The 25,297-nt window shown below is 63.8% G+C and carries 19 protein-coding genes; 5 read left to right on the top strand and 14 right to left on the bottom strand.

Translation table 11 applies throughout. From position 1 onward, the window contains the following. Positions 1-57: 57 nt before the first annotated feature. Together FNL56_RS11390 and FNL56_RS11385 are read right to left on the bottom strand one after the other, a co-directional pair. Positions 58-552 carry a YciE/YciF ferroxidase family protein gene (locus FNL56_RS11390; RefSeq protein ID WP_143572815.1) on the bottom strand — a complete coding sequence of 165 codons (495 nt, stop codon included), beginning with the start codon at positions 550-552 and terminating at the stop codon, positions 58-60. Between the two features lie 122 nt (positions 553-674). After that, positions 675-1,835 (bottom strand): M20 aminoacylase family protein, encoded by a 1,161-nt coding sequence (locus FNL56_RS11385; protein WP_143572814.1) that lies wholly within the window; start codon positions 1,833-1,835, stop codon positions 675-677. Positions 1,836-1,978: 143 nt separating this feature from the next. Between FNL56_RS11385 and FNL56_RS11380 the strand changes: the two genes are divergently transcribed. Further along, positions 1,979-3,598 carry a GMC family oxidoreductase gene (locus FNL56_RS11380; RefSeq protein ID WP_143572813.1) on the top strand — a complete coding sequence of 540 codons (1,620 nt, stop codon included), beginning with the start codon at positions 1,979-1,981 and terminating at the stop codon, positions 3,596-3,598. 98 nt (positions 3,599-3,696) lie between these two features. On the opposite strand, the gene hpnO is transcribed toward FNL56_RS11380, so the two are convergent. Next, positions 3,697-5,088 carry an aminobacteriohopanetriol synthase HpnO gene (gene hpnO / locus FNL56_RS11370; RefSeq protein WP_143577827.1) on the bottom strand — a complete coding sequence of 464 codons (1,392 nt, stop codon included), beginning with the start codon at positions 5,086-5,088 and terminating at the stop codon, positions 3,697-3,699. Positions 5,089-5,188: 100 nt separating this feature from the next. Between hpnO and FNL56_RS11365 the strand changes: the two genes are divergently transcribed. Beyond that, positions 5,189-5,950, top strand: a complete 762-nt coding sequence (locus FNL56_RS11365) for a DUF2147 domain-containing protein (RefSeq protein ID WP_143572811.1) — start codon at positions 5,189-5,191, stop codon at positions 5,948-5,950. Positions 5,951-6,143: 193 nt separating this feature from the next. Here FNL56_RS11365 and FNL56_RS11360 read toward each other — a convergent pair whose 3' ends face one another. Then, positions 6,144-8,732: an MMPL family transporter gene (locus FNL56_RS11360; protein WP_143572810.1), complete on the bottom strand. Its 2,589-nt coding sequence runs from the start codon at positions 8,730-8,732 to the stop codon at positions 6,144-6,146. 698 nt (positions 8,733-9,430) lie between these two features. Between FNL56_RS11360 and hpnH the strand changes: the two genes are divergently transcribed. Further along, complete coding sequence (gene hpnH, locus FNL56_RS11355; protein ID WP_143572809.1) at positions 9,431-10,600, top strand: adenosyl-hopene transferase HpnH; 1,170 nt, start codon at positions 9,431-9,433, stop codon at positions 10,598-10,600. A 266-nt stretch (positions 10,601-10,866) separates the two neighbouring features. Here hpnH and FNL56_RS11350 read toward each other — a convergent pair whose 3' ends face one another. Continuing rightward, positions 10,867-12,198, bottom strand: a complete 1,332-nt coding sequence (locus FNL56_RS11350; RefSeq protein WP_168202905.1) for an aspartate aminotransferase family protein — start codon at positions 12,196-12,198, stop codon at positions 10,867-10,869. A gap of 144 nt (positions 12,199-12,342) precedes the next feature. Here FNL56_RS11350 and FNL56_RS11345 point away from each other — a divergent pair, with 144 nt between their 5' ends. Continuing rightward, positions 12,343-12,891, top strand: coding sequence for a cupin domain-containing protein (locus FNL56_RS11345; protein ID WP_143582540.1), 549 nt, complete (start codon positions 12,343-12,345; stop codon positions 12,889-12,891). A gap of 233 nt (positions 12,892-13,124) precedes the next feature. Here the strand turns inward: FNL56_RS11345 and FNL56_RS11340 are convergent, their stop codons facing one another. The 6 genes from FNL56_RS11340 to FNL56_RS11315 form a co-directional block, all read right to left on the bottom strand. Continuing rightward, the gene (locus FNL56_RS11340; RefSeq protein ID WP_246660934.1) at positions 13,125-13,856 is read right to left on the bottom strand and encodes a phosphorylase; all 732 of its coding nucleotides are present in this window, start codon (positions 13,854-13,856) and stop codon (positions 13,125-13,127) included. Beyond that, the gene (shc, locus tag FNL56_RS11335) at positions 13,853-15,826 is read right to left on the bottom strand and encodes a squalene--hopene cyclase (RefSeq protein WP_441351283.1); all 1,974 of its coding nucleotides are present in this window, start codon (positions 15,824-15,826) and stop codon (positions 13,853-13,855) included. The genes FNL56_RS11340 and shc overlap by 4 nt, the downstream gene beginning before the upstream one ends. Before the next feature lie 26 nt (positions 15,827-15,852). Beyond that, positions 15,853-17,124, bottom strand: coding sequence for a hydroxysqualene dehydroxylase HpnE (gene hpnE / locus FNL56_RS11330; RefSeq protein WP_143572808.1), 1,272 nt, complete (start codon positions 17,122-17,124; stop codon positions 15,853-15,855). Beyond that, positions 17,124-17,969: a presqualene diphosphate synthase HpnD gene (gene hpnD / locus FNL56_RS11325; protein ID WP_143581995.1), complete on the bottom strand. Its 846-nt coding sequence runs from the start codon at positions 17,967-17,969 to the stop codon at positions 17,124-17,126. The genes hpnE and hpnD overlap by 1 nt, the downstream gene beginning before the upstream one ends. Before the next feature lie 4 nt (positions 17,970-17,973). After that, entirely contained in the window at positions 17,974-18,852 is an 879-nt protein-coding gene (gene hpnC, locus FNL56_RS11320; RefSeq protein ID WP_143572806.1) for a squalene synthase HpnC, read from the bottom strand. A gap of 209 nt (positions 18,853-19,061) precedes the next feature. Further along, a complete protein-coding gene (locus FNL56_RS11315; protein WP_143572805.1) occupies positions 19,062-19,295 on the bottom strand; it encodes a hypothetical protein in 234 nt (77 codons plus the stop codon). A gap of 380 nt (positions 19,296-19,675) precedes the next feature. Here FNL56_RS11315 and FNL56_RS11310 point away from each other — a divergent pair, with 380 nt between their 5' ends. Further along, on the top strand, positions 19,676-20,173 hold the full coding sequence (locus tag FNL56_RS11310) for a hypothetical protein (RefSeq protein WP_143572804.1): 498 nt from the start codon (positions 19,676-19,678) through the stop codon (positions 20,171-20,173). 91 nt (positions 20,174-20,264) lie between these two features. Here the strand turns inward: FNL56_RS11310 and FNL56_RS11305 are convergent, their stop codons facing one another. The 3 genes from FNL56_RS11305 to FNL56_RS11295 form a co-directional block, all read right to left on the bottom strand. Continuing rightward, complete coding sequence (locus FNL56_RS11305; protein ID WP_143581994.1) at positions 20,265-22,634, bottom strand: efflux RND transporter permease subunit; 2,370 nt, start codon at positions 22,632-22,634, stop codon at positions 20,265-20,267. Positions 22,635-22,803: 169 nt separating this feature from the next. Continuing rightward, positions 22,804-23,586, bottom strand: coding sequence for an ethanolamine ammonia-lyase subunit EutC (gene eutC / locus FNL56_RS11300; RefSeq protein ID WP_143572802.1), 783 nt, complete (start codon positions 23,584-23,586; stop codon positions 22,804-22,806). Then, on the bottom strand, positions 23,586-25,166 hold the full coding sequence (locus FNL56_RS11295) for a B12-binding domain-containing radical SAM protein (RefSeq protein WP_143572801.1): 1,581 nt from the start codon (positions 25,164-25,166) through the stop codon (positions 23,586-23,588). Before FNL56_RS11295 ends, eutC begins: the two co-directional genes overlap by 1 nt. Between the last annotated feature and the right edge of the window lie 131 nt (positions 25,167-25,297).

Raw genomic sequence — 25,297 nt, 5'->3', positions numbered from 1 at the left:
GCTACGCCGCTGGTGTTGAGCCAGCGGCGTGATCCGAAATAAGTTTGTCCTGCAGCCTTACGCAGCCGCTGCCAGATTCACCGCGCTTACCGCCAGCTTCGACAGCGAATCGTCGGTGGTCTTTTCCTGCTTCAGCGTCTCGTCGAGCAAGCGCGCCGCATCCTTCATGCCGAGCTCGGTGGCCCAGGTCTTCAGCGTGCCGTAGCGGGAAATCTCATAATGCTCCACGGCCTGAGCCGCGGCGAGCAGGCCGGCGTCGAGCGCGCTGGTGCCCTTGTACTCGTCCATGATTTCCTTGCCCTCGTCCAGAATGCCCATGATGGCGTCGCAGGTCTTGCCGCGGGCGGGCTTCTCGAGAAGCTCGAAAATCTTCTCCAGACGCTCGATCTGGCCTTCGGTTTCGCCTTCGTGCTTTTCGAAAGCGGCGCGCAACTTGTCCGACGTGGCGGCTTTCGCCATCTTCGGCAGCGCCTTCAGTATCTGCTTCTCGGCGAAGTAGATGTCCTTCAGCGTATCGAGAAACAGGTCGTTGAGATCTTTATCTTTAGCCATGACACACTCCGTTGAAGGTATAGGGATGTCGTTCCCGCTCCTCCAACGTGATGTCGCAAACCTTGTTCCCGCTGAATTGATATCACGTAAACATTTCGTCGGCTCTGTCGGCTAGCGTTCCATCATGCCGCTAGCGTGGTCTCCACCAGCTTCACCCAGTACGACGTACCGAACACGATGGCGTCGTCGTTGAAGTTGTAGGCGGGGTGATGCAGGCCGGCGCTGTCGCCGTTGCCGCAGAAGATGAAGGCGCCGGGACGCGCTTCCAGCATGTAGGCAAAATCCTCGGCGCCCATGATCGGCACCAGGTCTGTGTTGACCTGGGCGGCGCCGGCGATCCCGCCGGCGACCCTGGCAGCGATGTCGGTCTCGGCGGCGTGGTTGACCACCACCGGATAGCCGCGGTCGTAGGTCAGCACGATCCTGGCGCCGCTCTGCAAGGCGATGCCCTGCACCACCTCGTTCATGCGCTGCTCCATGAGATCGCGTACCTCGGGCTTCAGCGTACGCACCGTGCCGCGCAATTCAGCGGTCGACGGAATGACGTTGCCTACGTCGCCGGCGCGGAAGACGCAGATCGACAGCACCGCGGATTCCAGCGGATTGACGCTGCGCGAGACGATCGACTGCAGCGCCACGACCAGCTGGGAGCCGACCAGCACCGAATCGACGGTCTTGTGCGGATAGGCGGCATGGCCGCCGCGCCCCTCGATGTTGATCGAAATGCGGTCCATCGACGCCATGATCGGACCCGGGCGAAGCCCGAACGAGCCGACCGGCATGCCGGGATTGTTGTGCATGCCATAGACCTGCTGGATACCGAAACGGTCCATCAGCCCGTCCTCGATCATGGCCAGCGCGCCGGCGCCGCCCTCCTCCGCCGGCTGGAAGATCACGACCGCGGAGCCGGCAAAGTTGCGCGTCTCGGCGAGATATTGCGCCGCACCCAGCAGCATCGCGGTGTGGCCGTCATGGCCACAGGCGTGCATCTTGCCGGGCGTCTTCGAGGCATAAGACAGATTGGTCTCCTCCTCGATCGGCAGCGCGTCCATATCGGCGCGCAGCCCGATCACGCCGCCGGGCCGGCGGCCCTTGATGACGCCGACCACGCCGGTCTGGCCCAACCCCGTCACCACCTCGTCACAACCGAAGGCGCGCAGCCGTTCGGCGACGAAGGCCGCGGTGCGGTGCACGTCGTACATCACTTCGGGGTGGGCATGGAGGTCGCGGCGCCAGGCCTGGATGTCCGGCTGCAGCTCGGCGACGCGGGGGATGATGGGCATGGAAGATCTCGGTCAGGGGAGTTCAAGAATGGGTTATCTAGCACGTCCCGTGCCAGCCGCCCAATCCGGCGGCTGTACTAAAGGCCGCGGCACGGCTATGGCCATCCGGCGCGGCAAGCAGACCGCGGCGGGGTGCAAAAAATATGGCGACACGGCTTGATGGGGATTTCGATTATATCGTTGTCGGCGCCGGCACGGCCGGCTGCATCGTCGCCAACCGGCTGTCGGCCGATCCCGCCAAACGCGTGTTGCTGCTGGAAGCCGGCGGTCGCGACAACTGGATCTGGTTTCACATCCCGGTCGGCTATCTGTTTGCGATCGGCAATCCGCGCGCCGACTGGATGTTTCGGACCGAGCCGGAGCCCGGCCTCAATGGACGCTCGCTGGCCTACCCGCGCGGCAGGGTGATCGGCGGTTCCTCGGCGATCAATGCGATGATCTCGATGCGCGGCCAGGCCGCCGATTACGATCACTGGCGCCAGCTCGGCCTCACCGGCTGGGGCTGGGGCGACGTGCTGCCGGCGTTCAAGCATCTGGAAGATCATTTCCTCGGCGCAAGCGAGCATCACGGCACCGGCGGCGGCTGGCGCATTGAGGCGCCCCGGCTGTCATGGCCGGTGCTGGACGCTGTCGGCAACGCCGCAGCCGAAATGGGAATCCGCAAGACCTCGGATTTCAACACCGGCGACAATGAAGGCATCGGCTATTTCCACGTCAACCAGAAGCGCGGCCGGCGCTGGTCTTCCGCGCGGGGGTTCCTCAAGCCGGTACTGAAGCGGCCGAACCTGCGTCTGGAAACCGGCGTGATGGTCGACCGGCTGATCCTGGACAACGGCCGCGCGGTCGGCGTGCGCTACCTGCAGAATGGCCAGGCGATGGAAGCGCGGGCCAAGGGCGAAGTGATCCTGTGCGCCGGCGCGATCGGCTCGCCACATCTGTTGCAGCGCTCCGGCATCGGGCCGGCCGACTGGCTCCATGAGGCCGGCATCGATGTCGCGCTGGACCGGCCGGGCGTCGGCCACAATCTGCAGGACCATCTGCAGCAGCGCGCGATCTACAAGGTCTCCGGCGTCCGCACGCTGAACGAGACCTACTACAACCTCTTCCGCCGCGGCTGGATGGGCGTCGACTATGCGCTGCGGCGGCGCGGCCCGCTCACCATGGCGCCGTCGCAGCTCGGAATCTTCACGCGCTCCGATCCGCACCGCGAGCGCGCCAACATCCAGTTCCATGTGCAACCGCTGTCGCTCGACAAGTTCGGCGATCCCTTGCATCGTTTCCCCGCGATCACCGTCAGCGCCTGCAATTTGCAGCCGACCTCGCGCGGCACCGTGCGGCTACGCTCGAACCGCCCCGACGAAGCGCCCGCCATCGCGCCGCATTATCTCTCCACCGACGAGGACCGCCAGGTCGCCGCCGACGCGATCCGCGTGACGCGACGGCTGATGAAGCAACCGGTTCTGGCGAAGTATCATCCGGAAGAATATCTGCCGGGGCCCTCGGTCGGCGACGACGCCGCCTCGCTGGCGAAAGCCGCGGGCGACATCGGCACCACGATCTTCCATCCGGTCGGCACGGCGAAGATGGGCGTGGAGTCCGATGCGTTCGCGGTGGTCGATGCGCGGCTGCGGCTCTACGGGATCAAAGGCCTGCGCGTGGTGGATGCCTCGGTGATGCCGACCATCACCTCGGGCAATACCAACACGCCAACCGCGATGATCGCGGAAAAAGGCGCGCGGATGATTATCGAGGATGCGAGGTAGTTCGTAGGGTGGGCAAAGCGAAGCGTGCCCACCGCGTCAAATGCACAAGTTGGTGGGCACGGCGCAAGAGCGCCTTTGCCCAACCTACCCGATGCAGGCTACGCCGACTTCCGCACGGCGTTATCCACCAGCGTCTTGCCGAGCGACCAGATCGCGCCGGGGACACGGTGGCTGTCGGCAATCACGGTGCGGAACGAGTTCTCGATCCAGGTGCCGTCTTCTTCCGTGATGGTCAGCGGCGGCAACAGCTTGATGGTATGGCTGCCGTGGCCCGATACCTGGGTCAGGATCTTCTGTTCCTTGAACAGAGGCACCGTGATCAACTGGCAGAACAGGCCCTTGTTGGCCGACTCCAGAATGTTCCAAGACGCCTTCAGCCGCAGCGACTTCGGCGGGCCGAATTCGACGCCGATCATCAGGCCCTTGCCGCGCACTTCCTTCAGCAACTCGAAACCGGGAATCATGCCCTTCAGCGCCAGCTGAATCTGCGCGCCGCGCTGGGCAGCGTTCTCGACCAGTCGCTCGTGCTTCATGACTTCCAGCGTAGCGATGCCGGCGGCCATCGCCAGATCGTTCTTGCCGAACGTCGAACCATGCACCAAGGAGCGGTCCATGCGGTTGAATATCTTGTCGAAGATGCTCTTGCGCGTCAGCAGCGCACCGACCGGGACGTGACCGCCCGACAGCGCCTTGGCGAGCAGGATCATATCGGGCTCGACGTTCCAGTGCTCGATGGCGAGGAATTTACCGGTGCGGCCGAGACCGGTCTGGATCTCGTCGGCGATGAACAGCGTGCCGTATTTGCGGCACAACGCCAGCGCGCCGGGCAGGAACTCGTCGCTCGGCATGTTGACGCCCTTGCCCTGGATCGGCTCGACGATGAAGGCCGCGACCTGCCTGGTCGACAGCGCCTTTTCCAGTGCTACCAGATCATTGAAGGGAACCGAGGAGCAGCCCGGCAGCAGGGAACCGAAGCCGCCGCGGAAATTCGAATCGTCGGTGATCGACAAGGCGCCATAGGACAGGCCGTGATAGCCGTAGTCGCAATACAGGATCTCGTTGCGGCCGGTCGCGTTGCGGGCGAACTTCATCGCCGCCTCGACCGTCTCCGCACCCGAATTGGCGAAGAACACCTTGTCCATGTAAGGCGCGTGTTCCAAAAGGCGCTCAGCCAGAATACCGGCGAGCGTGGAAACATCCATCTGCACCAGATTGGCCAGATCCGCATCGAGCACGCTCTTCAGCGCGTTTCGCAATACCGGATGGTTCCGGCCAATCGCAAAAACGCCAAATCCGCTGAGTAGATCGAGATAGCGGGCGCCGTCGCGATCGAACAGATATTGGCCGGTTCCGCGCTGGAAGCCAACGTCGTAACCGATGGTTTTGAGGACTCGCACGAGTTGCTCGTTGAGGTGGCGGGTATGCATCGCACCGCGCTGCGCCTCGCGTTCAACAAACATCTCGGAAACGTCTATATTGGGATATAACATGAAGTTACTTACGTCGGTTGATGGTCGATACGTCAACTAGAAAACTCAAATGCGGCGATTTGCCATCGCCGAAAACCGCTACTTAAGCACAGGTCATCACATGTTGCAGCGCTCCAGCAATACCACGCGCCATCTAGTTTATTGCGGATTAGTTTTATCGGCCGGTTTTGTTTCCGCAGGTCTGTCGCCCGCCCGCGCATTGGACCCGACCGGGGATTGGCAGGTCGAGGATGCTGTAGCTGTGATCCGCGTCGCCGAATGCAATGGCAGCATGTGGGGCGCCGTAACGTGGGAGAAAATCCCCGGCGGCGTCGACAAGAACAACCCGGACGTGTCGAAACGGACCAGGCCAACGCTGGGTATGGTGACCCTGTTCGACATGAAAAAGAAGGCCAAGGCCGACGAGTGGAACGGCAAGGTCTATGACGCCCGGGATTCGGGCAAGCTTTACAGCGCCAGCATCAAGCCCAAGGGACCGAACGAGCTCGAAATCGAGGGCTGTCTGGTCTGGCCGCTCTGCGGCAGCCAGACCTGGACCCGGGTCGGCCCGCCGATCCCCTCCAGCCCGACCAACAGCATGGCCAAGGGCACCGCAGCACCGGCGCCGGCGAAGCCCGGCATCATCGCGCGGATTACCGGCACCGCGCCGAAACCTGCGCCGGGCGCAGCGCCTGCTCAGGCCGCCACAACGGCCCCTGCTCCTGCCACCGGCGCGCCGAAGGCTGCCGCCCCGGTTGCCGCGGCCGGCAAGGCTCCTGCCGGTCAGAAGACCGCCGCGGCCACTGGCCAGACCGGCGACATCGGCGATATCTGCCTGCTCCCGGAAATCGCCAAGGCGGCGCCGAGTACGGCAGCCAAGTAACGCGACCAACCGTAACGCTGGGACACCTCTCCCCACCGGGGAGAGGTCGACCGGCAGAGCCGGTCGGGTGAGGGGCTATGCAGTATCGGCGACGCGCGGCCCCCTCACCCGGATTGCTGCGCAATCCGACCTCTCCCCGGTGGGGAGAGGTGACGGAGCGTCGCGGCCTCGCTTGAGTTCGGAGCGTTAGCTTCTATTCCCCTGGCTCCCGCGGCTTGCCCATCAGGGCAGGCTGGAACAGCAGCACGGCGGCCAGCGTCACGACGAATGACAGTGCGAGCAGCTTGCCCATGCTGGCGGTGCCGGGGTGGTTGGAGAACCACAGGCTGCCGAACGCGGTGGCGGTGGTCAGCGCGCTGAAGAAGATCGCGCGCGTCAGCGACGACTGCAGCAGGTTCTTGTGGCCGGCGCGCCACGCCGTCACGTAATAGATCTTGAACGCCACACCGACGCCGAGCAGCAGCGGCAGCGCGATGATGTTGGCGAAGTTCAGCGGCAGGCCAATCAGCACGCAGATCTCCAGCGTCACCGTGCCGGCCACCAGCAATGGCACCACCGTGAGCAGCACGTCGCTGATGCGCCGCAGCGCCAGCCACAGCAGCAGCGAGATCGACAGCAGCGCCCAGATACCGGCATGGATGAAGGCGGTGACGATGGTGTCGCCGGACTTCAGGATCGAGATCGGACCGCCGACCGCGAGCGGCTCGGAGGCCAGTACGGCGCCGGCGAACTTGCGCAGCGTGTCGTTGTCGTTGGGATCGCCGGCGGGCTGCACCTCGACGCGAACCTGGCCATCCTTGGTGGTCCACGACTTCACCAGATCCGGCGGCAGCGTCTCCAGGCTGACCGGAGCCGCCTGCAGCAGGCCGCGTAGCTGCGCCAGCGCCAGCTGCAGTGGCACGACGAAAGTCGACTGCACCTTGTCGCGGGTTGCCTGATTGGCCTCCGCGGTCTTCACCAGCGCATCCGCCAGACGTTTGGCAGCGATTGCGCCCGGCCCGGTTTGGGTACTCGCGACCTTGCGCAGGCTGTCGGCGGAGTCTTTCAGCGCCGTGACGTTTTCGGCGTCGGTCGGTGCGGCATCAATCGATTCGGGATTGAGCGCGGGCTCCAGGATCTTGGCGCCGTCGCCGATCAGTTTCAGCTTGGCCGGCTGTTCCTCCGGCACGAAGCTGTTCAGCGAAATCGTGCGCGCCACTTCGGGCACCTTGGCGAGGCGTTCCTCGACCTTCTTGGCCTCGGCCTCGTTCGGCGACATCACGTTGACCGCGTTGGCGCCGGTGTTGGGATCCTTGCGCAGGTCGAGATAGGTCGCGATCGATTCGACGTTCGGGTTGCGCAGGTTGATCGGGTTGAAGTCGAACTTCAGGAAGTACAACAGCGGCAGGCCGGCCACGGTCAGCAGCAGCGTGCCGCCTATCACCCAGTAGCGCTGCTTTTCGAGGAAATCATCCACCGGCGCCAGGAAGGCATAGCCGAGCGGCTCCTTCTCGCCGGCAGGATTGAGCAGGTCGAGCAGCGCCGGCAAGGTGGTGATGCAGGCCAGGAACGCGAACACCATGCCGGCGCCGGCGATCTTGCCGAGTTCGGAGACGCCCTCATAATCGGTCGGCAGGAACGACAGGAAGCCGGCGGCGGTCGCCATCGCGGCGAGCGACAACGGAATCGCGCAGTAATGCGCGGCATTTTCCAGCGCCAGCGGCAGGTTGTTGTTCTTGTAGCGCTCGGAGCGATAGCGCACGCTGAACTGGATGCCGAAATCGACGCCGAGGCCGACGAACAGCACGGCGAAGGCGATCGACAAGAGATTGAGCGATCCGACCATCATCAGACCGACCGCGGTGGTGATCGAGAGGCCGACGATCAGCGTCGCGAACACGGCGAAGATGATCTTGGCCGAGTGCAGCGCCAGCCACAGGATCAGCAGAACGATCAGGATCGTAACGACGCTGTTGATCACGACACCGTCCTGGACGGTGGCGAATTCCTCGTTGGCGATCGGCACCGGTCCGGTCAGCCGCACCTTGGCGCCGTAATTACCGGCAATGTCGAGATCGACGGCGGCCTTGCGGATCGCGTCGGTCGCGACCTTGCCGGGCTCCAGCGCCTGGAAGTCCAGCACCGGCTTGACCTCGATGAAGCCGCGCTTGTCCGATGCGGTCAACGGCTCCGGGCTGGCAAGGCCGCGCCAGGAGAACGCAGCCGTGCCGTTCTTCAGCACATCCTCGATGGTCTGCGCGACCGTGTTGAAGGTCGGCGCAGTGGCGTCGAGCTTGAGTTCGCCGCGGCGCACGCCGGTCAATCCGGTCTCCAGCGCGCCGGTCAGGCCGCGCAGGCTGGGATCGCCGGTCATGATTTCCAGGAGCGGCGCGGCCGACTGGAACTGGCCGGTCATCTCGGCGACCTGAGCGGTCGGCAGGAACAGCAGGCCGTTCTTTTCAAAGAACGCGCCGGCGCCAAGGCGGCGCACCGAATCGAATTCCTTCTTGTTCTCGAGCAGCTTCTTCTCCAGCGCCGCGGTGGCGGCATTGGCGAATTCCGGGGTCGGCGCCTCGACCACCGTGATGATCAGCCGTTCCTGATCGAAGGCCTTGTCGAAAGCAATATCGCGCTTGCGCCAATCCAGATCAGGCGAGATCAGCTTGTTCATATCGGTGTTGATGCCGAAGTGTTCGTAAGTGTAGTACGCCGCGCCGGCTGTGAGGATGAATGAAATCAGCACCGTCAGCGACGCAAAACGGGTGCAAGCCTTCACGACGGAAACAACAAAACTGGTCAGCACACTTTTTCTTTCTGTTCCACGGAGCTTGCGAAGACTGCAGGGGCGCGACAGCTTGTACCGCGTCTCGGGATCTCAAAACTAAAGCTGTATCGGCGGCGGCTCGCCCCGAACGCCGCCCCGGCGCCCACGTTCAGCCCGGGATATAGGGCAGCAGCGTGACGAACCGCGGAGGTTTCCGGCTTTGTTTAGCCCAACTGTCTCAAGCCGCAAGTTTTGCCGTGCGTATCCCCTGCCTGATGTACCGTTCGGCGGCGCGGCTGATGTGATATTTATGTCACAGAAACGGTTCGTATTGTTGGCAGGCCCTATAAGCCCCTCCAACGAGTGATATATTTGCAGCACAGGGCAAGCAATTTAACGTTATTCAGGGGTCTGAACGCCCAGTATATCTGCTTTGCGACACAAAACCGCCAATCTGCGGTAAGAGACCCTGCCCGGCTCGTTAACATCAGGGTGGGGAGCGGACGACGGTCGAACTTCAAGTCATTGAGAAGTTTTGCACCGTCGGCATGGCGCTAGAGATTGAAGTCAGAGCTATCCTTATTGCGGCGTCGATCTGACGGGCCACGAAGAGACGATCGTACTCAGGCTATCACCGGATCAGACCGGAGTTTGACCCGGGACGGTTTGATCCAAGACAAAATTTCCGGATAAACTTGCCGGACCACTTTCGACGTGTGTGCAGAAAGAAACTTGAAATGGCTATTCCGTTCTTCAAAGAAATGAAAATCGGCGGCTATCTGGTGAAGCAGAAATTGCTTGGCCGGAAGCGGTATCCGCTGGTGCTCATGCTGGAGCCGCTGTTTCGCTGCAATCTGGCCTGCGTCGGCTGCGGCAAGATCGACTACCCCAATGCCATTCTCAATCGGCGCATGTCCGCGCAGGAGTGCTGGGACGCGGCCGACGAGTGCGGCGCGCCGATGGTTGCGATTCCCGGCGGCGAGCCGCTGATCCACAAGGAGATCGGCGAGATCGTCCGCGGTCTGGTGGAGCGCAAGAAGTTCGTCTCGCTGTGCACCAACGCGCTGCTGCTGGAGAAGAAGCTCGATCTGTTCACGCCGTCGCCCTATTTGTTCTTCTCGGTGCATCTCGACGGCCTCAGGGAGCACCACGACAAGGCCGTGTCGCAGGAAGGCGTGTTCGACCGCGCGATCTCCGCGATCAAGGCCGCCAAGGCGAAGGGCTTCGCCGTCAACGTCAATGCGACGATCTTCGACGGTCACGCTGCCGAGGACATCGCCAAGTTCCTCGACTACACCGTGGAGCTGGGCGTCGGCGTCTCGATGTCGCCGGGCTACGCCTATGAGCGCGCGCCCGATCAGGAGCACTTCCTGAACCGCAGCAAGACCAAGAAGCTGTTCCGCGACGTCTTCGCGCTCGGCAAGGGCAAGAAGTGGAACATCATGCATTCCGGACTTTTCTTGGACTTCCTGGCCGGCAACCAGGAATACGAGTGCAAGCCCTGGGGCATGCCGGCGCGCAACATCTTCGGCTGGCAGAAGCCGTGCTACCTGCTCGGCGAGGGTTACACCCAGACCTTCAAGGAATTGATGGACACCACCGACTGGGACACCTACGGCACCGGCAAGTACGAAAAGTGCGCCGACTGCATGGCGCATTGCGGTTACGAGCCGACCGCCGCGGATGCCGCGATCAGCAATCCGTTCAAGGCCCTGTGGGTGGCGATGCGTGGCGTCAAGACCTCGGGCCCGATGGCGCCGGAAATCGACATGACCCATCAGCGCCCGGCGCAGTATATCTTCTCGTCGGAAGTCCAGAAGCGCCTGTCCGACATCCGCAAGGAAGAAGCCGAAGCCGCCGCCCTCAAGGCGCAGGCCAAGGCCGAGAAGGCATCGACCGCGGCGTAGGTCGAACTCTTCAGATACGAAAAAGGGCGCGATGCAAATCGCGCCCTTTTTTGTTGTAGTTAGATCAAGCAAACATACGTGACGCGCCCTCTTCCTTCTCCCCTTGTGGGAGAAGGTGGCGCCGACGAAGTCGGCGTCGGATGAGGGGGCACTGGGTTCGGAGCTCGTGGCACCCCTCACCCGTCTCGACCGCTTCGCGGCCGATCCACCCTCTCCCACAGGGGGAGAGGGAAGAAAGCGAGCGTCGCGGTCCGTCGAATCCGATTCTAAGCGACCCGCTTGATGGCGTCGCCGAGGATCGAGACGATATCGTCGATGTGGCTCTTCTCGACGATCAGCGGCGGCGACATCGCAAACGAATCGCCACTCTGGCGCAGGTAGACGCCGCTGTTGAAGCAGTCGACCATCACGTCATAGCCGCGCGCATACGGCGCATCCTTGCGGGGGGCCAATTCGACGGCGCCCATCAGGCCGCAATTGCGGATGTCGATGACGTTCGGGAATTCCCTGAGCCGGTGCAGGGCATCGCGCCAGTACTCGGCGATCGAAGCGACGCGGGTCAGCAGTCCCTCGGCCTTGTAGATGTCCAGCGTGGCGATACCGGCGGCGCAGGCTACCGGATGCGCCGAGTAGGTGTAGCCGTGGAACAGCTCGATCTGGCCTTCCGGTCCGTTCATCAGCCCGTCGTAGATCGTGCGGCTGGCGAACACCGCGCCGCACGGCACGGTGCCGTTGGTGATGCCCTTCGCGGTGGTCATGATGTCCGGGGTGACGCCGAAATGCTGCGCGGCGAACGGGGTGCCGAGGCGACCGAAGCCGCTGATGACTTCGTCGAAGATCAGCAGGATGCCGTGCTTGGTACACAGTTCGCGCAGCCGCTTGAGGTAGCCTTTCGGCGGCGGCAGCACGCCGGTCGAGCCGGGCACCGGCTCGACGATGACGGCGGCGATGGTTTCGGCGCCATGCAGCGCGACCATCCGTTCAACGTCGTCGGCGAGTTCGACGCCGTGCTCCGGCAGGTCCTTCGAGAAGGCGTTGCGAGCCAGATCATAGGTGTGGCGGATGTGATCGACGCCCGGCAGCTGGGCGGACGAGAAGGCGCGGCGGTTGTTGAGCATGCCGCCCACCGACGTGCCGCCGAAGCCGACGCCGTGATAGCCGCGCTCGCGGCCGATCAGGCGCGTGCGCGCGGCTTGGCCGTTGGCCCGGTGATAGGCCAGCGCGATCTTGAGCGCGGTATCCATCGATTCCGAACCGGAATTAGTAAAGAAGATGCGATCGAGGCCTTCGGGGGCGATCTCGGCCAGCCGGTTGGCGAACTCGAAGGCCAGCGGATGGCCCATCTGGAACGCTGGTGCAAAATCGAGGGTCGTGAGCTGGCGTTCGACGGCCGCGGCGATCTCGCGGCGGCCATGGCCGGCATTGGTGCACCACAGGCCCGCCGATGCGTCTATTACCTTGCGGCCGTCTTCGGTCGTGTAGTGCATGCCCTCCGCGGCGGCGAACATGCGCGGCGCCGACTTGAACTGGCGGTTGGCCGTAAACGGCATCCAAAACGATTCGAGTTGCAGGCTGTTCGGAATCTGATGAATGGACAAGGGGCGCTCCTCTGGCTGAACGCACCAGATCACGTTCGCCCAAGGCGCAACAAGTCCTTTTCTTGGGTGGCGCAAGCCATTGATTTATTTCTGCTCAACGGCGCATATTTGCCGGATCCGAAACACTTCCAACAGGCATTGGCTATGACCATCGATCTGGGCGAGCGGCTGAGGTTCGTTCGTGGCCGACACAAGCTGTCGCAGCGCGAGTTGGCCAAGCGCTCGGGCGTGACCAATTCGACGATTTCGCTGATCGAGTCCAACCAGATGAATCCGTCGGTCGGCGCGCTCAAGCGTATTCTCGATGGCATCCCGATGGGGTTGGCCGAATTCTTCGCCATGCAACCGGAGACACGGCAGAAGGCCTTCTATCGATCGGACGAACTGACCGAGATCGGCGAGAAGCCGATTTCCTACCGTCAGATCGGCGACAATCTTTTCGGCCGCAGCCTGCAAATCCTGAAGGAGCGCTACGAGCCGGGCAGCGACACAGGCCGGGTGCCGCTGGTGCATGACGGCGAGGAAGGCGGCATCGTGGTGAGCGGCCGGCTTGAAGTCACGGTCGATGACGAGCGCCGCATTCTCAATCCCGGCGATGCCTATTATTTCGAAAGCCGACGTCCTCACCGATTCCGCTGCGTCGGCGACGCGCCTTGCGAAATCATCAGCGCCTGCACGCCACCGTCATTTTGAGCCGACGAGCGCTGTCGATCTTCCTTCTCCCCCGCGCGAAGCGAAGCTTCGCTAGGTGGGAGAAGGTGGCGCGGACGAAGTCCGCGTCGGATGCGGGGTTACTGGCTCGGAGTTTGTTGCCGCCCTCACCCGTCTCGAACCGCTTCGCGGTTCGATCCACCCTCTCCCACCTAGCGAAGCTTCGCTTCGCGCGGGGGAGAGGGGAAGAATAGAACGTCGCGGTTCGGGAAGAACTAGACTTCCGCCGACACCAGGCTGGTTTCGCCGAGGAAGAAGCTGCGGCAGTCGCGCAGGCTGCGCAGCGCGCGGTTGAAGTCGCGGCCGGTCGAGACCAGCGCGCGGATCACCAGCGGGTTGCGGGCGATGCCGCGCATCACCTTGGCGAGGTCGATGTCGCCATTCGGCTTGATCGCGGTGGTCGCCAGTTCCGGCAGCGCCCGGTGGGCGGGATCGGAGACGACGCGCAGGGCGGCAAACGGCAATCCGGCAGCCGCGGCGTAGCCGGCGGCAATGTGGCTTTCCATATCGACCGCGGCAGCGCCCGTGCCGGAGCGCAGGGCAGCCTTGCCGACCTGTCCGGTGACGACCTTCTCGACACCGGCAAGCCCGCCGCGGAACACTTTCTGGCCGATGCCGGCGCCGGCGATCAACTCCTCGCTCAGGGTTTCGCAGGCCTGCCAGCAGCGCTCGCCAGCCATGACTTCGGTCGCCACGATCACGGCGCCGGACTTGAGCTGCGGATCGAGACCGCCGGCAACGCCGAACGAGATCACGCCGCGGATGGTGGTGGGATCGAAGCCAGCCAACAAAGCGCGGAGCTGGGCGGGGTCGCTGGAACTGCAGATGACGGTCATGCCGGGGCCGGCTGCGATCTTGGCTTCCTGAACCAGTCCCGTGACGATCAATACAGGACGCGGGTCCTGAGAAGCGCTCCCGGTCGCAATGCCCCCAGCCGTCAAAATCACATCCCGACCCTTACCGTCTTGCTGTTGGTGCTCTTCAAATTGCGGAACCGGGCCAGCGCCCAGAGCGGGAAAAACTTCGCATATCCATGATAACGCAAATAAAATACGCGCGGGAAGCCTGTTGCGGTGTAGCGCGCCTCATCCCACAGGCCTTTTTCGGTCTGTGTGTCAATTAAGTATCGCATTCCCCGCGCCACCGCCGGATGCTCGACCTCGCCGGCCGCCATCAGGGCCAGCAAGGCCCATGAGGTCTGCGACGCCGTGGTCGGCGCCTGCTCGTAGCCCTTGTAGTCGAGCCGGTAGCTGACGGCGTCCTCGCCCCAGCCGCCATCGGCGTTCTGGACCGACAGCAGCCAAGTCACGGCCCGGCGCATCATCGGGTCCTGGTGGTCGATCCCGGCGGCGTTGAGAGCACAAAGCACCGACCAGGTGCCATAGATGTAATTGAGGCCCCAACGGCCATACCAGGAGCCGTCGGCGAGCTGGGTACGGCGCAGATATTCGACGGCATCGGCCATCGGCCTGCTGGTCTGGACGGTCTCGCCGAGCTGCGCCAGCATCGAGACGCAGCGCGCCGTGACATCCTCGGTCGGCGGGTCGAGCAACGCGCCGTGGTCCGAAAACGGGATGTGGTTGAGATAATGTTCGAGATTATCGACGTCGAACGCCGCGAAGCCGCCATCGCGACTCTGCATGCCCAGGATCCACTCCCGGCCGCGGTCGATCGCGTGGTCATAGTCGGTGATGCCAGCGTGCTTGCGCGCGCGGTCCATCGCCATCATCACCACGGCGGTATCGTCGAGATCGGGATAATGGGCGTTGTTGTATTGGAAAGCCCAGCCGCCCGGCCGCAGATCGGGTCGCTTCACCGCCCAGTCGCCCTTGACGTCCAGCACCTGCTTCGGCACCAGCCAGTCGAGGCCACCCTTCGCGGCATCGAAGGCGGCATCGCCGCCGGCCTCAAGCATGGCATGCGCCGTCAATGAGGTGTCCCACACCGGTGAGACGCAGGGCTGGCAATAGGCTTCGACCTCGCCGATCACCAGGAGCTTGTCGATGCCGCGGCGGGTAGTGGCGCGCGGCGGATGGTCCGCGGGAAAGCCCAGCACCTCGTACATCATCACGGTATTGGCCATCGGCGGATAGATCGCGCCGAGCCCGTCCTCGCCGTTCAGCCGCTCCTCGACAAAGGCCACCGCCTTGTCGATCGCGCGCTGCCGCAGCTTCTTGGGGAAGAACGGTTCGGCAGCGCGCAGCAGCATGTCGATGCCGGTGAAGAAGGCGAACAGCGCGCGGCTCTGGTGCGGCGCGCGCGCGGTGCGGCCGATCAGCTTGGGATCCTGCAGGAAAAGTTCGCGGATATCGATCTCGCCAAGATTCTGCGCACGCGGCTTTTTCGCAGTCAGCACCATCAATGGCACGATGGTGGCGCGGGCCCAATACGACATCTTGTTGAGGTGAAACGGAAACCAGAACGGCAGAAACATGATCTCGACCGGCAGCACCGGCACGCTCTTCCAGGTCAGCACACCGAACATCGACAGCATGAAGCGCGTGAACACGTTGCTATGGATCGCTCCGCCGCGCGAACGGATCGCCTCGCGCGCTTTCGCCATATAGGGCTCGTTGGGATCGACGCCCATCATCTTCAGCGCGAAGTATGCTTTCACGCTGGCGCTCATGTCGAACGGGCCGTCCTGCACCAGCGCCCAGCCGCCATGCGTGCCCTGGGTGCGGCGAATGTAGTTGCCGATCTTGCGCTCCAGCTCGTGATCGACGGGCTCGGCGAGATAGTGACGCAGCAGAGCGTATTCGGAGGGGATCGTGACGTCCGCCTCAAGCTCGAACACCCAGTGGCCGTCAGGCTGGCGGAATCCGAGCAGGCCCTGCCGCGCCGCGTCGATGCTGCTTTCCAGCGCCGCATTCGAAACGGTGGCCTCCGCATGATCGGACTGCATCTGGTTCGGCATGATGTGTACTCGTCGTGAACTAGTGGTTACGCCTGCGACATCGCCAGAACGAGATCGGCGGCGCGGTCGCCGGAGCGCACCGAGCCCTCGATGGTCGCCGGCAGCCCGGTGTCGGTCCAGTCGCCGGCGAGGAACAGGTTCTTGAACGCTGTCACCGGACCCGGCCGCAGCGCGTTCTGCTCGGGCGTGGCTTCGAAGGTGGCGCGGCGCTCGCGCACGATCTGCCACGGCGGCAGCTCGGCGGTAATGCCGGCGGTCTTGCAGATATCGTCCCAGATCGCCTGCGCCAATTGTTCGCGCGGCATGTCGATCAGCCGGTCAGCGCCGGAGATGGTGATCGAGAGCCGCTGCGGAAACGCGAACAGCCATTCGATCAGGCCGCCGACCACGCCGGTGAGATCCGGCAGGCCGGCCGGCGGGTCAAAACGGAAATGCGCGTTGACGATGGCGCGGAATTTGGTCGGCGCCGTCAGCCCAGGCAGCATCGACATCGCCGCGCGCGGCGGCACGGCCATCACCACGACGTCGTCGGGGCCGAGGGTCACCACGTCGTCGGCGCCGAAGTTCAGTTCGCCGGCGCGACCGCCGTTGTTCGTGAAGCCGCGCAGTTCATGTCCGAAATGGATACCTGCGCCTTTGCTGCGCAGCAGCTCGATCGCGGGTTCGACCAGCACGGCGCTCAGGCCATCGCGCGCAATCAGCGGCCGGCAGGCGTGGCCGCCGGCGAGCAGCGTCTCACGCACGATCGCGCCGGCGAGACCGGCCGAGCCTTCCGGCGGATCGACATTGAGCGCGGCGAGCAGCAACGGCTGCACCAGCCGGTCGTACAGTACGCCCTTGCACGGGATGACGTCGCCAACCAGCTGGCTCGGCTTCGCCCAGATCAGCGGCGCCAATGCCAGATAGTCTTTGATACTGGTATCCGGTACGCGGCGCGTCTTGTCGAACAACCAGGTCGGAATGCGACCATTGCCGAGGTCGAGCTGCCAGCGTTTTCCGGTCTTCAGATCGAAGAAGGGAAACTGCGCGCGCGCAGGACCGACCAGGCCGGCCTCGGTGCCGATCGACTTCGCATAGGCGATGGCGTGGTGGTTGCCCGACAGCAGCAGATGGTTGCCGTTGTCGATCACCAGCTGGGTCTGCGCGTCGAAATAAGAGCGGCAGCGGCCGCCGGCCTGCTGCGTGGCCTCATGGACATGCACCTGGAAGCCGGCATTGGCTAACCTGACGGCGGCAGCGAGGCCGGAAATTCCGGCGCCGATGATGTGAGCAGTCTTGGTAGGAGGAGTCTTGGTCATCACACGATGCCGTATTGCAGCAGGATCGCGATTTTCGACGCGCGGCCGAGGCGGACCGGATCGCGCCGCAGCGCGAAGCCACGCTCAACCAGCAGTTCGAGAATCTTGCGATAGTATTTCGACATGATGCGCGGCGCCTTCACGGTGCTTCGGCGGTTGCGCGACATGATCTCGTCGGCCTTGTCGTAATGCGCGCGGGCGCGCTTCACGAGGGGAGCCGCGACCTTCGGCACCGCCGGGCTGGCGATCACGGTGTCCGGGTCGCTCGAGGTGATGCCGGCGTGAAACAACAGTTCGCGCGGCAGATAGAGACGGCCGATATCGGCGTCCTCGTCGATGTCGCGCAGGATGTTGGTGAGCTGCAGCGCGCGGCCGAGGTGGTGCGCCAGCAGGATGCCGTCGTCGTCCGGCAGGCCGAATATCTTGACCGACAGCCGGCCGACGGCGCTGGCGACGCGGTCGCAGTACAGATCGAGCGTGGCCTCGTCCGGCGCGCGGATATCGGCCGGCACGTCCATCTCCATGCCGTCGATGACGGCGATGAAATCCTCGCGGCGCATGCCGAATTGCGCGATCGGCGCCGCGTAGGATTGCACCCGCGCCGGTGGATTTCCGGCATAGAGCGCGTCGATATCCTCGCGCCACTGCTGCAGGGCTTCGAGGCGCTCATCGCGCGGACCGTCGGAATCGGCGATGTCGTCGACCTGGCGGCAGAAACTATAGACCTGGAACATGGCGTCGCGCTGCGCGCGCGGCAGAATCCGCATCGCGGCATAGAACGAGCTGCCGACCGCGATCCCCTGGGCCTCGTCGCGGGCCTCTTCGATATTCGGTGCGCTGTTCATGGGATCAAGCGCCCGGTGTCGAGCGCGACAGCGGCGCGCCGCCGGTGGCGCGGCGCCACAACCCGCCGAACAGCCCGCTGAGGCCAAAGCTGACCAGTTGCATCTTCGACAAATGGACACGCTCGCTGAGCGGATCGCGCAGTTTCAGCAATTTCAGGATTTCGCGGGCATAGGTGTCGATCACCGCGACCTCGCAGCCGAGCCGGATATCGGCGACCTGCACCGTCAATACATCGCTTTCGCGCAGCAGCGTGTCGGTCTTGTCGGCGAGCTCACGGATGCAGGCCAGCAGAGCAGGCGAGGCCGTGCGCTGACCCAGCTCAGCCCGCGTCGCGCCGAAGCGGGCCAGCGTGTCGTCGGGAATGTAGACGCGGTCGAGCTCGCGGAAATCCTCGCCGCAATCCTGCAGATGGTTGTTGATCTGTAGAGCCGCACACAGCGCGTCAGAGGCCGGCCAGGTGGCCCTGCTCTCGCCGTGCACGTCCAGCATGAAGCGGCCGACCGGCATCGCCGAATACGAACAATAATGGATCAACTCATCCCAATTGCCGTAGCGACGGCGGTTGACGTCCATCCGGAACGCGGTGAGCACGTCCTGGGCATGGCGCGGCGCCATGCCGCGCTCGGCCAGAGCGGCGCGCAGTACCACGCCCTCGCGCTGGGCATCGCTTTGCCCCAGCAGATTGGCTTCCAGCTCATCGAGCAGCGCGAGCTTGGCCGCAGCATCCAGCGTGGCGTGGTCGGCAATGTCGTCGGCCGTGCGGACGAAATTGTAGAAGGAAAGAATCAGCGCCCGGTGGCGCGGATGGATGATCCACGACGCCACCGGGAAATTCTCGTCCTTGTGGGTTTTGCCCGATCGCAGGTCGCTCGCAGGGGTCATTCAAAAAGGGCTACATTGGTGACAAACAGGGATGGCCCGCCCATCGCCCACCTGAATTCGGCGGGCTGGTCGGTCGCGAGCCCCCATATAGGGGAAATCGCCCGGCTAAACCAATGCCAAATGCCCGGATACGGCTGCCCACCCCGAGGCCCTGCGCGACAAGGCCGGCCCGCGGCAGACCGCCGGGCCGGTCCGATCGCGCAGCCGGCTTACTGGCCGTGGCTGATCAGCACGTTGCCGCAGGCCTTGGTCAGCTTCGGGCGGTTTTCCTTCAGGCAGGACAGGATCGTGAGATCGCCCTGATCCATCAGGGGGCGGCAAAAACGCTGCACGTCGCGCGTACAGGCCTTCTGTTCGGCCTCCGTACCACTGCGCTGCTGCGCCAACGCGCCCGTCGTCGCGGACACGGAAAGCACGGACAGAACCAAGAGAAATCTACGCATTGTCTTCCTTCAGGGTGGGGACAAATTCAGCTCGTCAGCTATTTAGCATAACGCTGCGTTGTCGCATCGAGGGGGACGGCATATCTTCAGGCTCCGCAGCAGATTGGCAAAAATGGATGCAATCCGGACACAGCGCCGACCGAACCGAGACACCTGACAAATGCGGCAAAAACGCGCCGCCTCGCTGAATAAAGCTCGACCGACAGACAGGTTCCGGGGCTGTGAACTTGCGCCGCACGCTGCTGCAAAATCTTACCCGCGGGAGGTGACGGGGTACTTCTGGCTCAAGGCGGTGAAATCTAATTAAGTTGAACCTTACGGAACGCAGCAATACCAATTCGACGCGGCCGCGCCGGAGGCGCATGGGTAGGGAAGACGATATGAAACGATCTGCTCTGTTTTTTTCACGTTTGGCGGTCAAGGGCGCCGGTATCGGCGCCATGCTGATGCTGTCGGTCTCGGCCGGCCAGGCACAGTCCGGCCCGTTTGCCGGGTTCGACGGCTCCTGGAACGGCAGCGGCACGGTCACCCTGTCGGATGGCTCGTCGGAACGGATCCGCTGCCGGGCGACCTACCGGATCAATGGCGGCAACGCCCTGTCGCAAACCCTGCGCTGCGCCAGCGACAGCTATAAGTTCGATCTCTCCAGCAACGTGACCAGCCAAGGCGACAACGTCTCGGGCAACTGGAGTGAAGCTAGCCGCGGCATCAACGGCAACCTCAACGGCCGCGCCGGCGGAGGCCAGATCGACGTGTTCGTCGAAGCCGCGGGCTTCGCCGCCAGCATCACGCTGACGACGCGCGGCAACCGGCAGTCGGTATCTATCAATTCCAAGGGTGAAATCCGCGACGTGCGGATCAACATGGTCAAGGGCTGAGGCGACCGCGCCACCGGCCACGCTCTCCCGCTGCCATCGCCCCGGATTGACCGGTCGATGACAGCCGGGTTTGTGCGCCTTGGACCCCGCCCTACTCCGCCGGCTTGGTCAGTGTCGATCGGCTGGTCAGCTTCTGTTGCAACTGGATCAGCCACATCGAGGTCGGGCGCAGGATGAACAAGTCCGCGACCAGGGCTGCGACCATCGAGAAGGCCGACAGCCAGCCGAACAGCCGCAGCGACGGCAGGTCGGAGAACACCGTGACGATCAGGCCGCAGGCCAGCACTACCGTGGTCAGGATCAGTGCCGGGCCGACCAGCACCGTGGCGCGCTCCACCGCGACAGCGGGATCGGTCCCCGGCGTATCCTCCAGCCGCAAGCGGTTGAGGAAGTGGATGGTGGCGCTGAGGCCGAGGCCGAACGACACCGTGAGCGCCACCACGCTAGCGAATTGCAGCCCCTCTCCCAGCAGCCACAGCACGAAGCCGGACAGCACCACCGGGAAGATGCCCGGCAGAATGCACGCCAGCCCGACCACCCAGGAGCGGAAGGCGAGCCCGATGAACACCGCGACCAGCACGAATTCGATGGTCAGGCCGTGGTTGAGCTTCTCGATCATGCTGGCCGAATTGCGTGCCGCGATCGCCGACAGACCCGTGACCGCGATCTCGTAGCCGGGATGCCTGGCGCGGACGTCCTGCAAAAGGCCGTCGAGCTTGTCGACTACCGGCAGGATCTGGCTGGAATCCAGATCCGCGACGCGGCCGGATACCACGACCGCGGTCTTGTCCGCGGAGATGAAGCGGCGTGCCAGATGCTCGGGAATAACGTCGACATATTCCTTCAGCGTGCCGACGTCCGTGGCACCGGCTTTTTCGGCGAGCCAGCGGCGCAGCGTCTCGATCGACCAGACGTTGCCGACGCCGGCCGACTTCTCGACCAGCGAATGCACGTCGGCAATGGTCGCCAGCGTCTCTGGCGAATACAGGTCCTGGCCCTTGGGGAATTCGATCAGCACGTCGATCGGATTGGCGCCGGTCAGCTTGGCATCTAACCGGCTCGAGGCGGCGACCGCCTGCTCCTTGTCAGGTACCTGGTCGGCGAGGCGATAGCGCGGCTCCAGATTGGCGTAGACGATGCCGAGGCCGACGACGACCACCACCGAAATCAGGCTGAACAGGCCGGGACGGCCGACCATCCGCACCGCGATCCAGTAGCAGAAATCGCGCAGCGCCTTGACGCCGGAATCCGCCTTCTGGAACTTGGCGGCGAACTTCTCCTCGTTGCGCACCAGCAGCACGCCGAACACCGGCACCAGCGACAGCACCGCGACCAGCGCAATGATGGTGGCGGCCAGGCCGGCCTCGCCGAAGGCGCGGATCAGGTCGGAATCGGAGAATTGCAGCGCCAGAAACGAGATGCCTGCGGTGGCGTGGGTCAGCACGCAAGCGGGCCCGACAACGAGCACCGCGTTCTTGAATGCGGAGTACTTGTCCTCGCCGGCGATCAGCCGGTCACGCGCCGCGAAGGTGAGCTGCATGGAGTCGGCGAAGCTGATCACCATGATCAGCGGCGTCATCACGTTGAGGAACATGTTGAGGCTGAAGCCGGCCCAGCCGAGCGCGCCCAGTGCCAGCAGAATCGCCAGCAGCGGCGGGAACGCCGCCACGATCATGAACGACACTTTGCGGAAAAAGATGATCGCGATGATGCAGCCGGCGAGGATGCCGGCGACGTTGTAGATCAACCCGTCGCGTTCTACGGCGTTGCGGATCTCGAGCTGCATTACCGGCACGCCGGAGAGCTGCTTGGTCAGGTTGGAGTCGGCGAGATCGTCGTTCATGATCTTGCGGATCTCGCCGACGACCTTGGTGAGCTTGTTGTTGCTGACGACCTCGGGATCGAGCGACAGCACCACCAGCGCCAGCGTGCCGTCTTCGGACAACAGCTTGCCGCGGATCAGTTCGTTGGTCTTCACGGTTTCGATGAACTGGTCGTAGGCCGCGCCTTCGGGCAGCTCGGCGGGAAACAATGCCGCCGGCAGCTTGCCCGGCGCCGGCGTCTGCCGGGCGGAGAATAGCGAGATCAGTCCGCGGGTGCCGTCGACCAGCTGCAAATCGGTGACGAGGTCGCGGATCTTTTCGAGATTCTCGCGGGCCAGCAGCGTCTTGCCTTCGACGACCACCAGCACGTCGAACTCGCTCGACGGGAAGCGCTTCGTCACTTCCTCATACTGCCGATACTCCTTGGAGTCGGAGCGGAACAGCTGGCTCAGCGAATCGTCGATCTTGATGCGCTGGATGCCGAAGATCGCGCCGATCACCAGCGCCAGCAGGATCAGGCAGGACACGACCGGCGCCTTGACGGCGATCAGGCCAAGTCGCTCGAGGCCGAAGGCGATGCTGACGGGTCCTTTCCCAAGCTTTGCAATATCGGCGTCGTGCGAACTCTTGTCGTGCATCGTCTGTCCAGTTCTGTCGAAGGCGGCTCGCGTCGCACACCTCCGGGGCATCAATGAGGCGGCGTTCAACAGGACCGAACAGGCCTAACTGTTGAAAACATGGGCAAATTCCATCGGGAACTGGTGTAGCAGGTGAGTGTGACACCTCGCAAGGCGGTGGCGAGGCACGTCATGTCGGCATCGTGCCGAGTGCGCGCAGCCCACTCTCATCCTTCAACGCAACGCCGGTGACGCCGCGGGACAGGCCCTCGCGCACCAGCCACGCGATCTTGGTAGCGGCTTCGTCGTAGCGCAGACCGGCGGACTGGATGTTGGACACGCAATTGCGTCGCTCGTCGGTCAGGCCCGGTGTCGGACCCAGCGTGAGGTAGGCGCCGAGGCTGTGCGGCGACGATAGCCCCGGTCGCTCGCCGATCAGCAGCACGGTCATCCGCGCCTGCAGAAGCGCGCCGATCTCGTCCCCGAGTGCCACGCGGGCGCCGCAAGCGATCACCACCGGACCGATCCGCAATCCCGCGAGCTTTGGCAGCAAGGTTCCGATCAGCTCCGCAACATGCGCGTTGGCGGCCGCCGGCGACAGGCCGTCTCCGACCATCAAGGCGATGTCGCAGGGCGCGGCGTCGCGTGCCGCAAGTTGAATTTGCGATGCTTCATCGAGCTTGCGGCCGAGATCGGGGCGCTTGAGGTAGTCGGCACGCGCCAACGCCTGGCTCAAAACCACCACCGTCTCCAGCCCGAGCGCGACCAGAGCATGGGCGATCGCCTCCGTGTCGAACGACGAATGAACGGCATCGCGCGCGCGGGCATGGTCCAGCGTGAAGTCGAGCAGCGCCCGTGTCGTCAGGCTGGCACCGCTACGGCCCAGCCCGATCCGCGCCGGCGTCAGCGCTTTCAGGTCGGCCACCGTCCGCCGAAGCGGACGGGGCGTATTGTCGTCGGCCACGCCGGCCATTATTCGGCCGGAACCGCGTCCGGCAGCTTCATTGAATAATACGATGCGCTGGTGGTGCCCTGCGAGGCATCGCGCGAGAACATGATGAGGTGCTGCGCGACCATGATCGAGGAGATCAGATATTCGATCTCGCCGCGCTTCAGGCGACGGAAGGCGAACTTCCAGAACGCCGCCTTGTAGTCGCCGAGCACGCCGACCTTCCAGAAGATGTTACGCAACATGATCAGACCCATCCGGATATTCTTCCAGGACATCTGCTCTTTGGTGCGCGGCATGATGCGGTTCGGATAGGTGTGGGTGATCTGGTACTCGTACCGATCGAGCAGCTTCTGCGGCTGATAGGCCGCGCCCATGCAGGCGCGCCACGAACTGACCACGTCATGATACGGCAGCAGGAACTCGACGTTGGAATCGCGGCCCTCCTCCTCGTTGAGGCGGTCGGCCTTCTTCAGTCGGTCCCACAACGGCGTCTGCGGCAATGCCTGCAGCAGGTTGATGGTGAGCAGCGGGATCTGCGAGGCATCGACGAAGTCGAGCAGCGACTGGCCGGTTTCCGGACGGTCGGTGTCAAGGCCGAGAATGATGCCCGACACCACTTCCATGCCGAACGAGTTCAGCACTTCGATCGATTCCATGATCGGCAGGACCATGTTGTGGTCCTTCTTCATTGCCTTCAATGCCACCGGATCGGGCGTCTCGATGCCGCAGAAGATGGTGCCGAACAGCGAATCGCGCATCAAGGCGAGGATTTCCGGGCGCTTGGCGATGTTCAGCGTGGCTTCGCAGGACAGCCGCAGCACGTAGCCGGTCTTCTTCTGCCATTCGACAAGATGCGGCAGCAGGTCGAGCGCGGCCTTGCGGTTGCCGATGAAATTATCATCGACGAAATAGACCGAGCCCATGATGCCGCATTCGAGCAGCTTGTCGAGTTCCGCGGTGATCTGCTGCGGCGACTTCAGCCGCGGATTGCGGCCATAGAGGCCGGGGATGTCGCAGAACTCGCACTGATACGGACAGCCCGAGGAATACTGGATCGAGCCCAGGAAGTAGCGCGGGATCTCGGCCAGCTCATAGGCCGGGATTGGAAACTTGGTCATGTCGAGGCGTTCGTCGGTCTTCAGAACGACCTGACAATCCGGCCTTGTGACATCGGCGGCCAGAATGTCGATCAGCCGATCGGTGGCGTCGCCGAGTTCGCCGCAATGCAGATAATCGAATGCCGGATAGTATTCCGGGCACGACGACACCGACGGACCGCCGATCGCCACCGCCAGGTCATGGGCGTGGGCGCGGTGGCAGATGTCGTTCATCTGGCTGCGCTGGATGTGCATGCCGCTGACGAACACGGCTTCGGCCCAGCGGAAATCCTCGTCGGTCGCGACGCGGATGTTCTCGTCGATGAAGCGAACGTCCCAGTCCTCGGGCATGTAGGCAGCGATCAGCAACAGCCCCTGCGGCGGCATGAACGCCTGCACGCCGTCGGTGAGAGGGTAGGCATATTCGAACGTGCCGAATGAAGATGTGTATCGCGGAAAGACACACAATATGCGCCGTGCCGTCTGCCTGCCCTCAGCTCGCATCAATTTTCCTTTGTGGATTCGCCGGATGCCCCCCGCTGGTCATACTCGGCGCAGGGACTAATGTCTTAAGGTTCAAGCGGTTCCACTCCCGCCGGGTAAAAGCCGATCTAATCATGGTGCTTAAGGCTGGG

The organism is Tardiphaga sp. vice304 (assembly GCF_007018905.1).
Taxonomy (GTDB): Bacteria; Pseudomonadota; Alphaproteobacteria; order Rhizobiales; family Xanthobacteraceae; genus Tardiphaga.
Note: the sequence above shows the minus strand (reverse complement) of the source record. Positions and strands in the feature narration are given on the sequence as shown.

Coding starts and splice junctions, on each gene's coding strand:
- FNL56_RS11390 (WP_143572815.1), bottom strand. CDS start 552: ATGGCTAAAGATAAAGATCTCAACGACCTGTTTCTCGATACGCTGAAG.
- FNL56_RS11385 (WP_143572814.1), bottom strand. CDS start 1,835: ATGCCCATCATCCCCCGCGTCGCCGAGCTGCAGCCGGACATCCAGGCC.
- FNL56_RS11380 (WP_143572813.1), top strand. CDS start 1,979: ATGGCGACACGGCTTGATGGGGATTTCGATTATATCGTTGTCGGCGCC.
- hpnO (WP_143577827.1), bottom strand. CDS start 5,088: ATGTTATATCCCAATATAGACGTTTCCGAGATGTTTGTTGAACGCGAG.
- FNL56_RS11365 (WP_143572811.1), top strand. CDS start 5,189: ATGTTGCAGCGCTCCAGCAATACCACGCGCCATCTAGTTTATTGCGGA.
- hpnH (WP_143572809.1), top strand. CDS start 9,431: ATGGCTATTCCGTTCTTCAAAGAAATGAAAATCGGCGGCTATCTGGTG.
- FNL56_RS11345 (WP_143582540.1), top strand. CDS start 12,343: ATGACCATCGATCTGGGCGAGCGGCTGAGGTTCGTTCGTGGCCGACAC.
- shc (WP_441351283.1), bottom strand. CDS start 15,826: ATGCCGAACCAGATGCAGTCCGATCATGCGGAGGCCACCGTTTCGAAT.
- hpnE (WP_143572808.1), bottom strand. CDS start 17,124: ATGACCAAGACTCCTCCTACCAAGACTGCTCACATCATCGGCGCCGGA.
- hpnD (WP_143581995.1), bottom strand. CDS start 17,969: ATGAACAGCGCACCGAATATCGAAGAGGCCCGCGACGAGGCCCAGGGG.
- hpnC (WP_143572806.1), bottom strand. CDS start 18,852: ATGACCCCTGCGAGCGACCTGCGATCGGGCAAAACCCACAAGGACGAG.
- FNL56_RS11315 (WP_143572805.1), bottom strand. CDS start 19,295: ATGCGTAGATTTCTCTTGGTTCTGTCCGTGCTTTCCGTGTCCGCGACG.
- FNL56_RS11310 (WP_143572804.1), top strand. CDS start 19,676: ATGAAACGATCTGCTCTGTTTTTTTCACGTTTGGCGGTCAAGGGCGCC.
- FNL56_RS11305 (WP_143581994.1), bottom strand. CDS start 22,634: ATGCACGACAAGAGTTCGCACGACGCCGATATTGCAAAGCTTGGGAAA.
- eutC (WP_143572802.1), bottom strand. CDS start 23,586: ATGGCCGGCGTGGCCGACGACAATACGCCCCGTCCGCTTCGGCGGACG.
- FNL56_RS11295 (WP_143572801.1), bottom strand. CDS start 25,166: ATGCGAGCTGAGGGCAGGCAGACGGCACGGCGCATATTGTGTGTCTTT.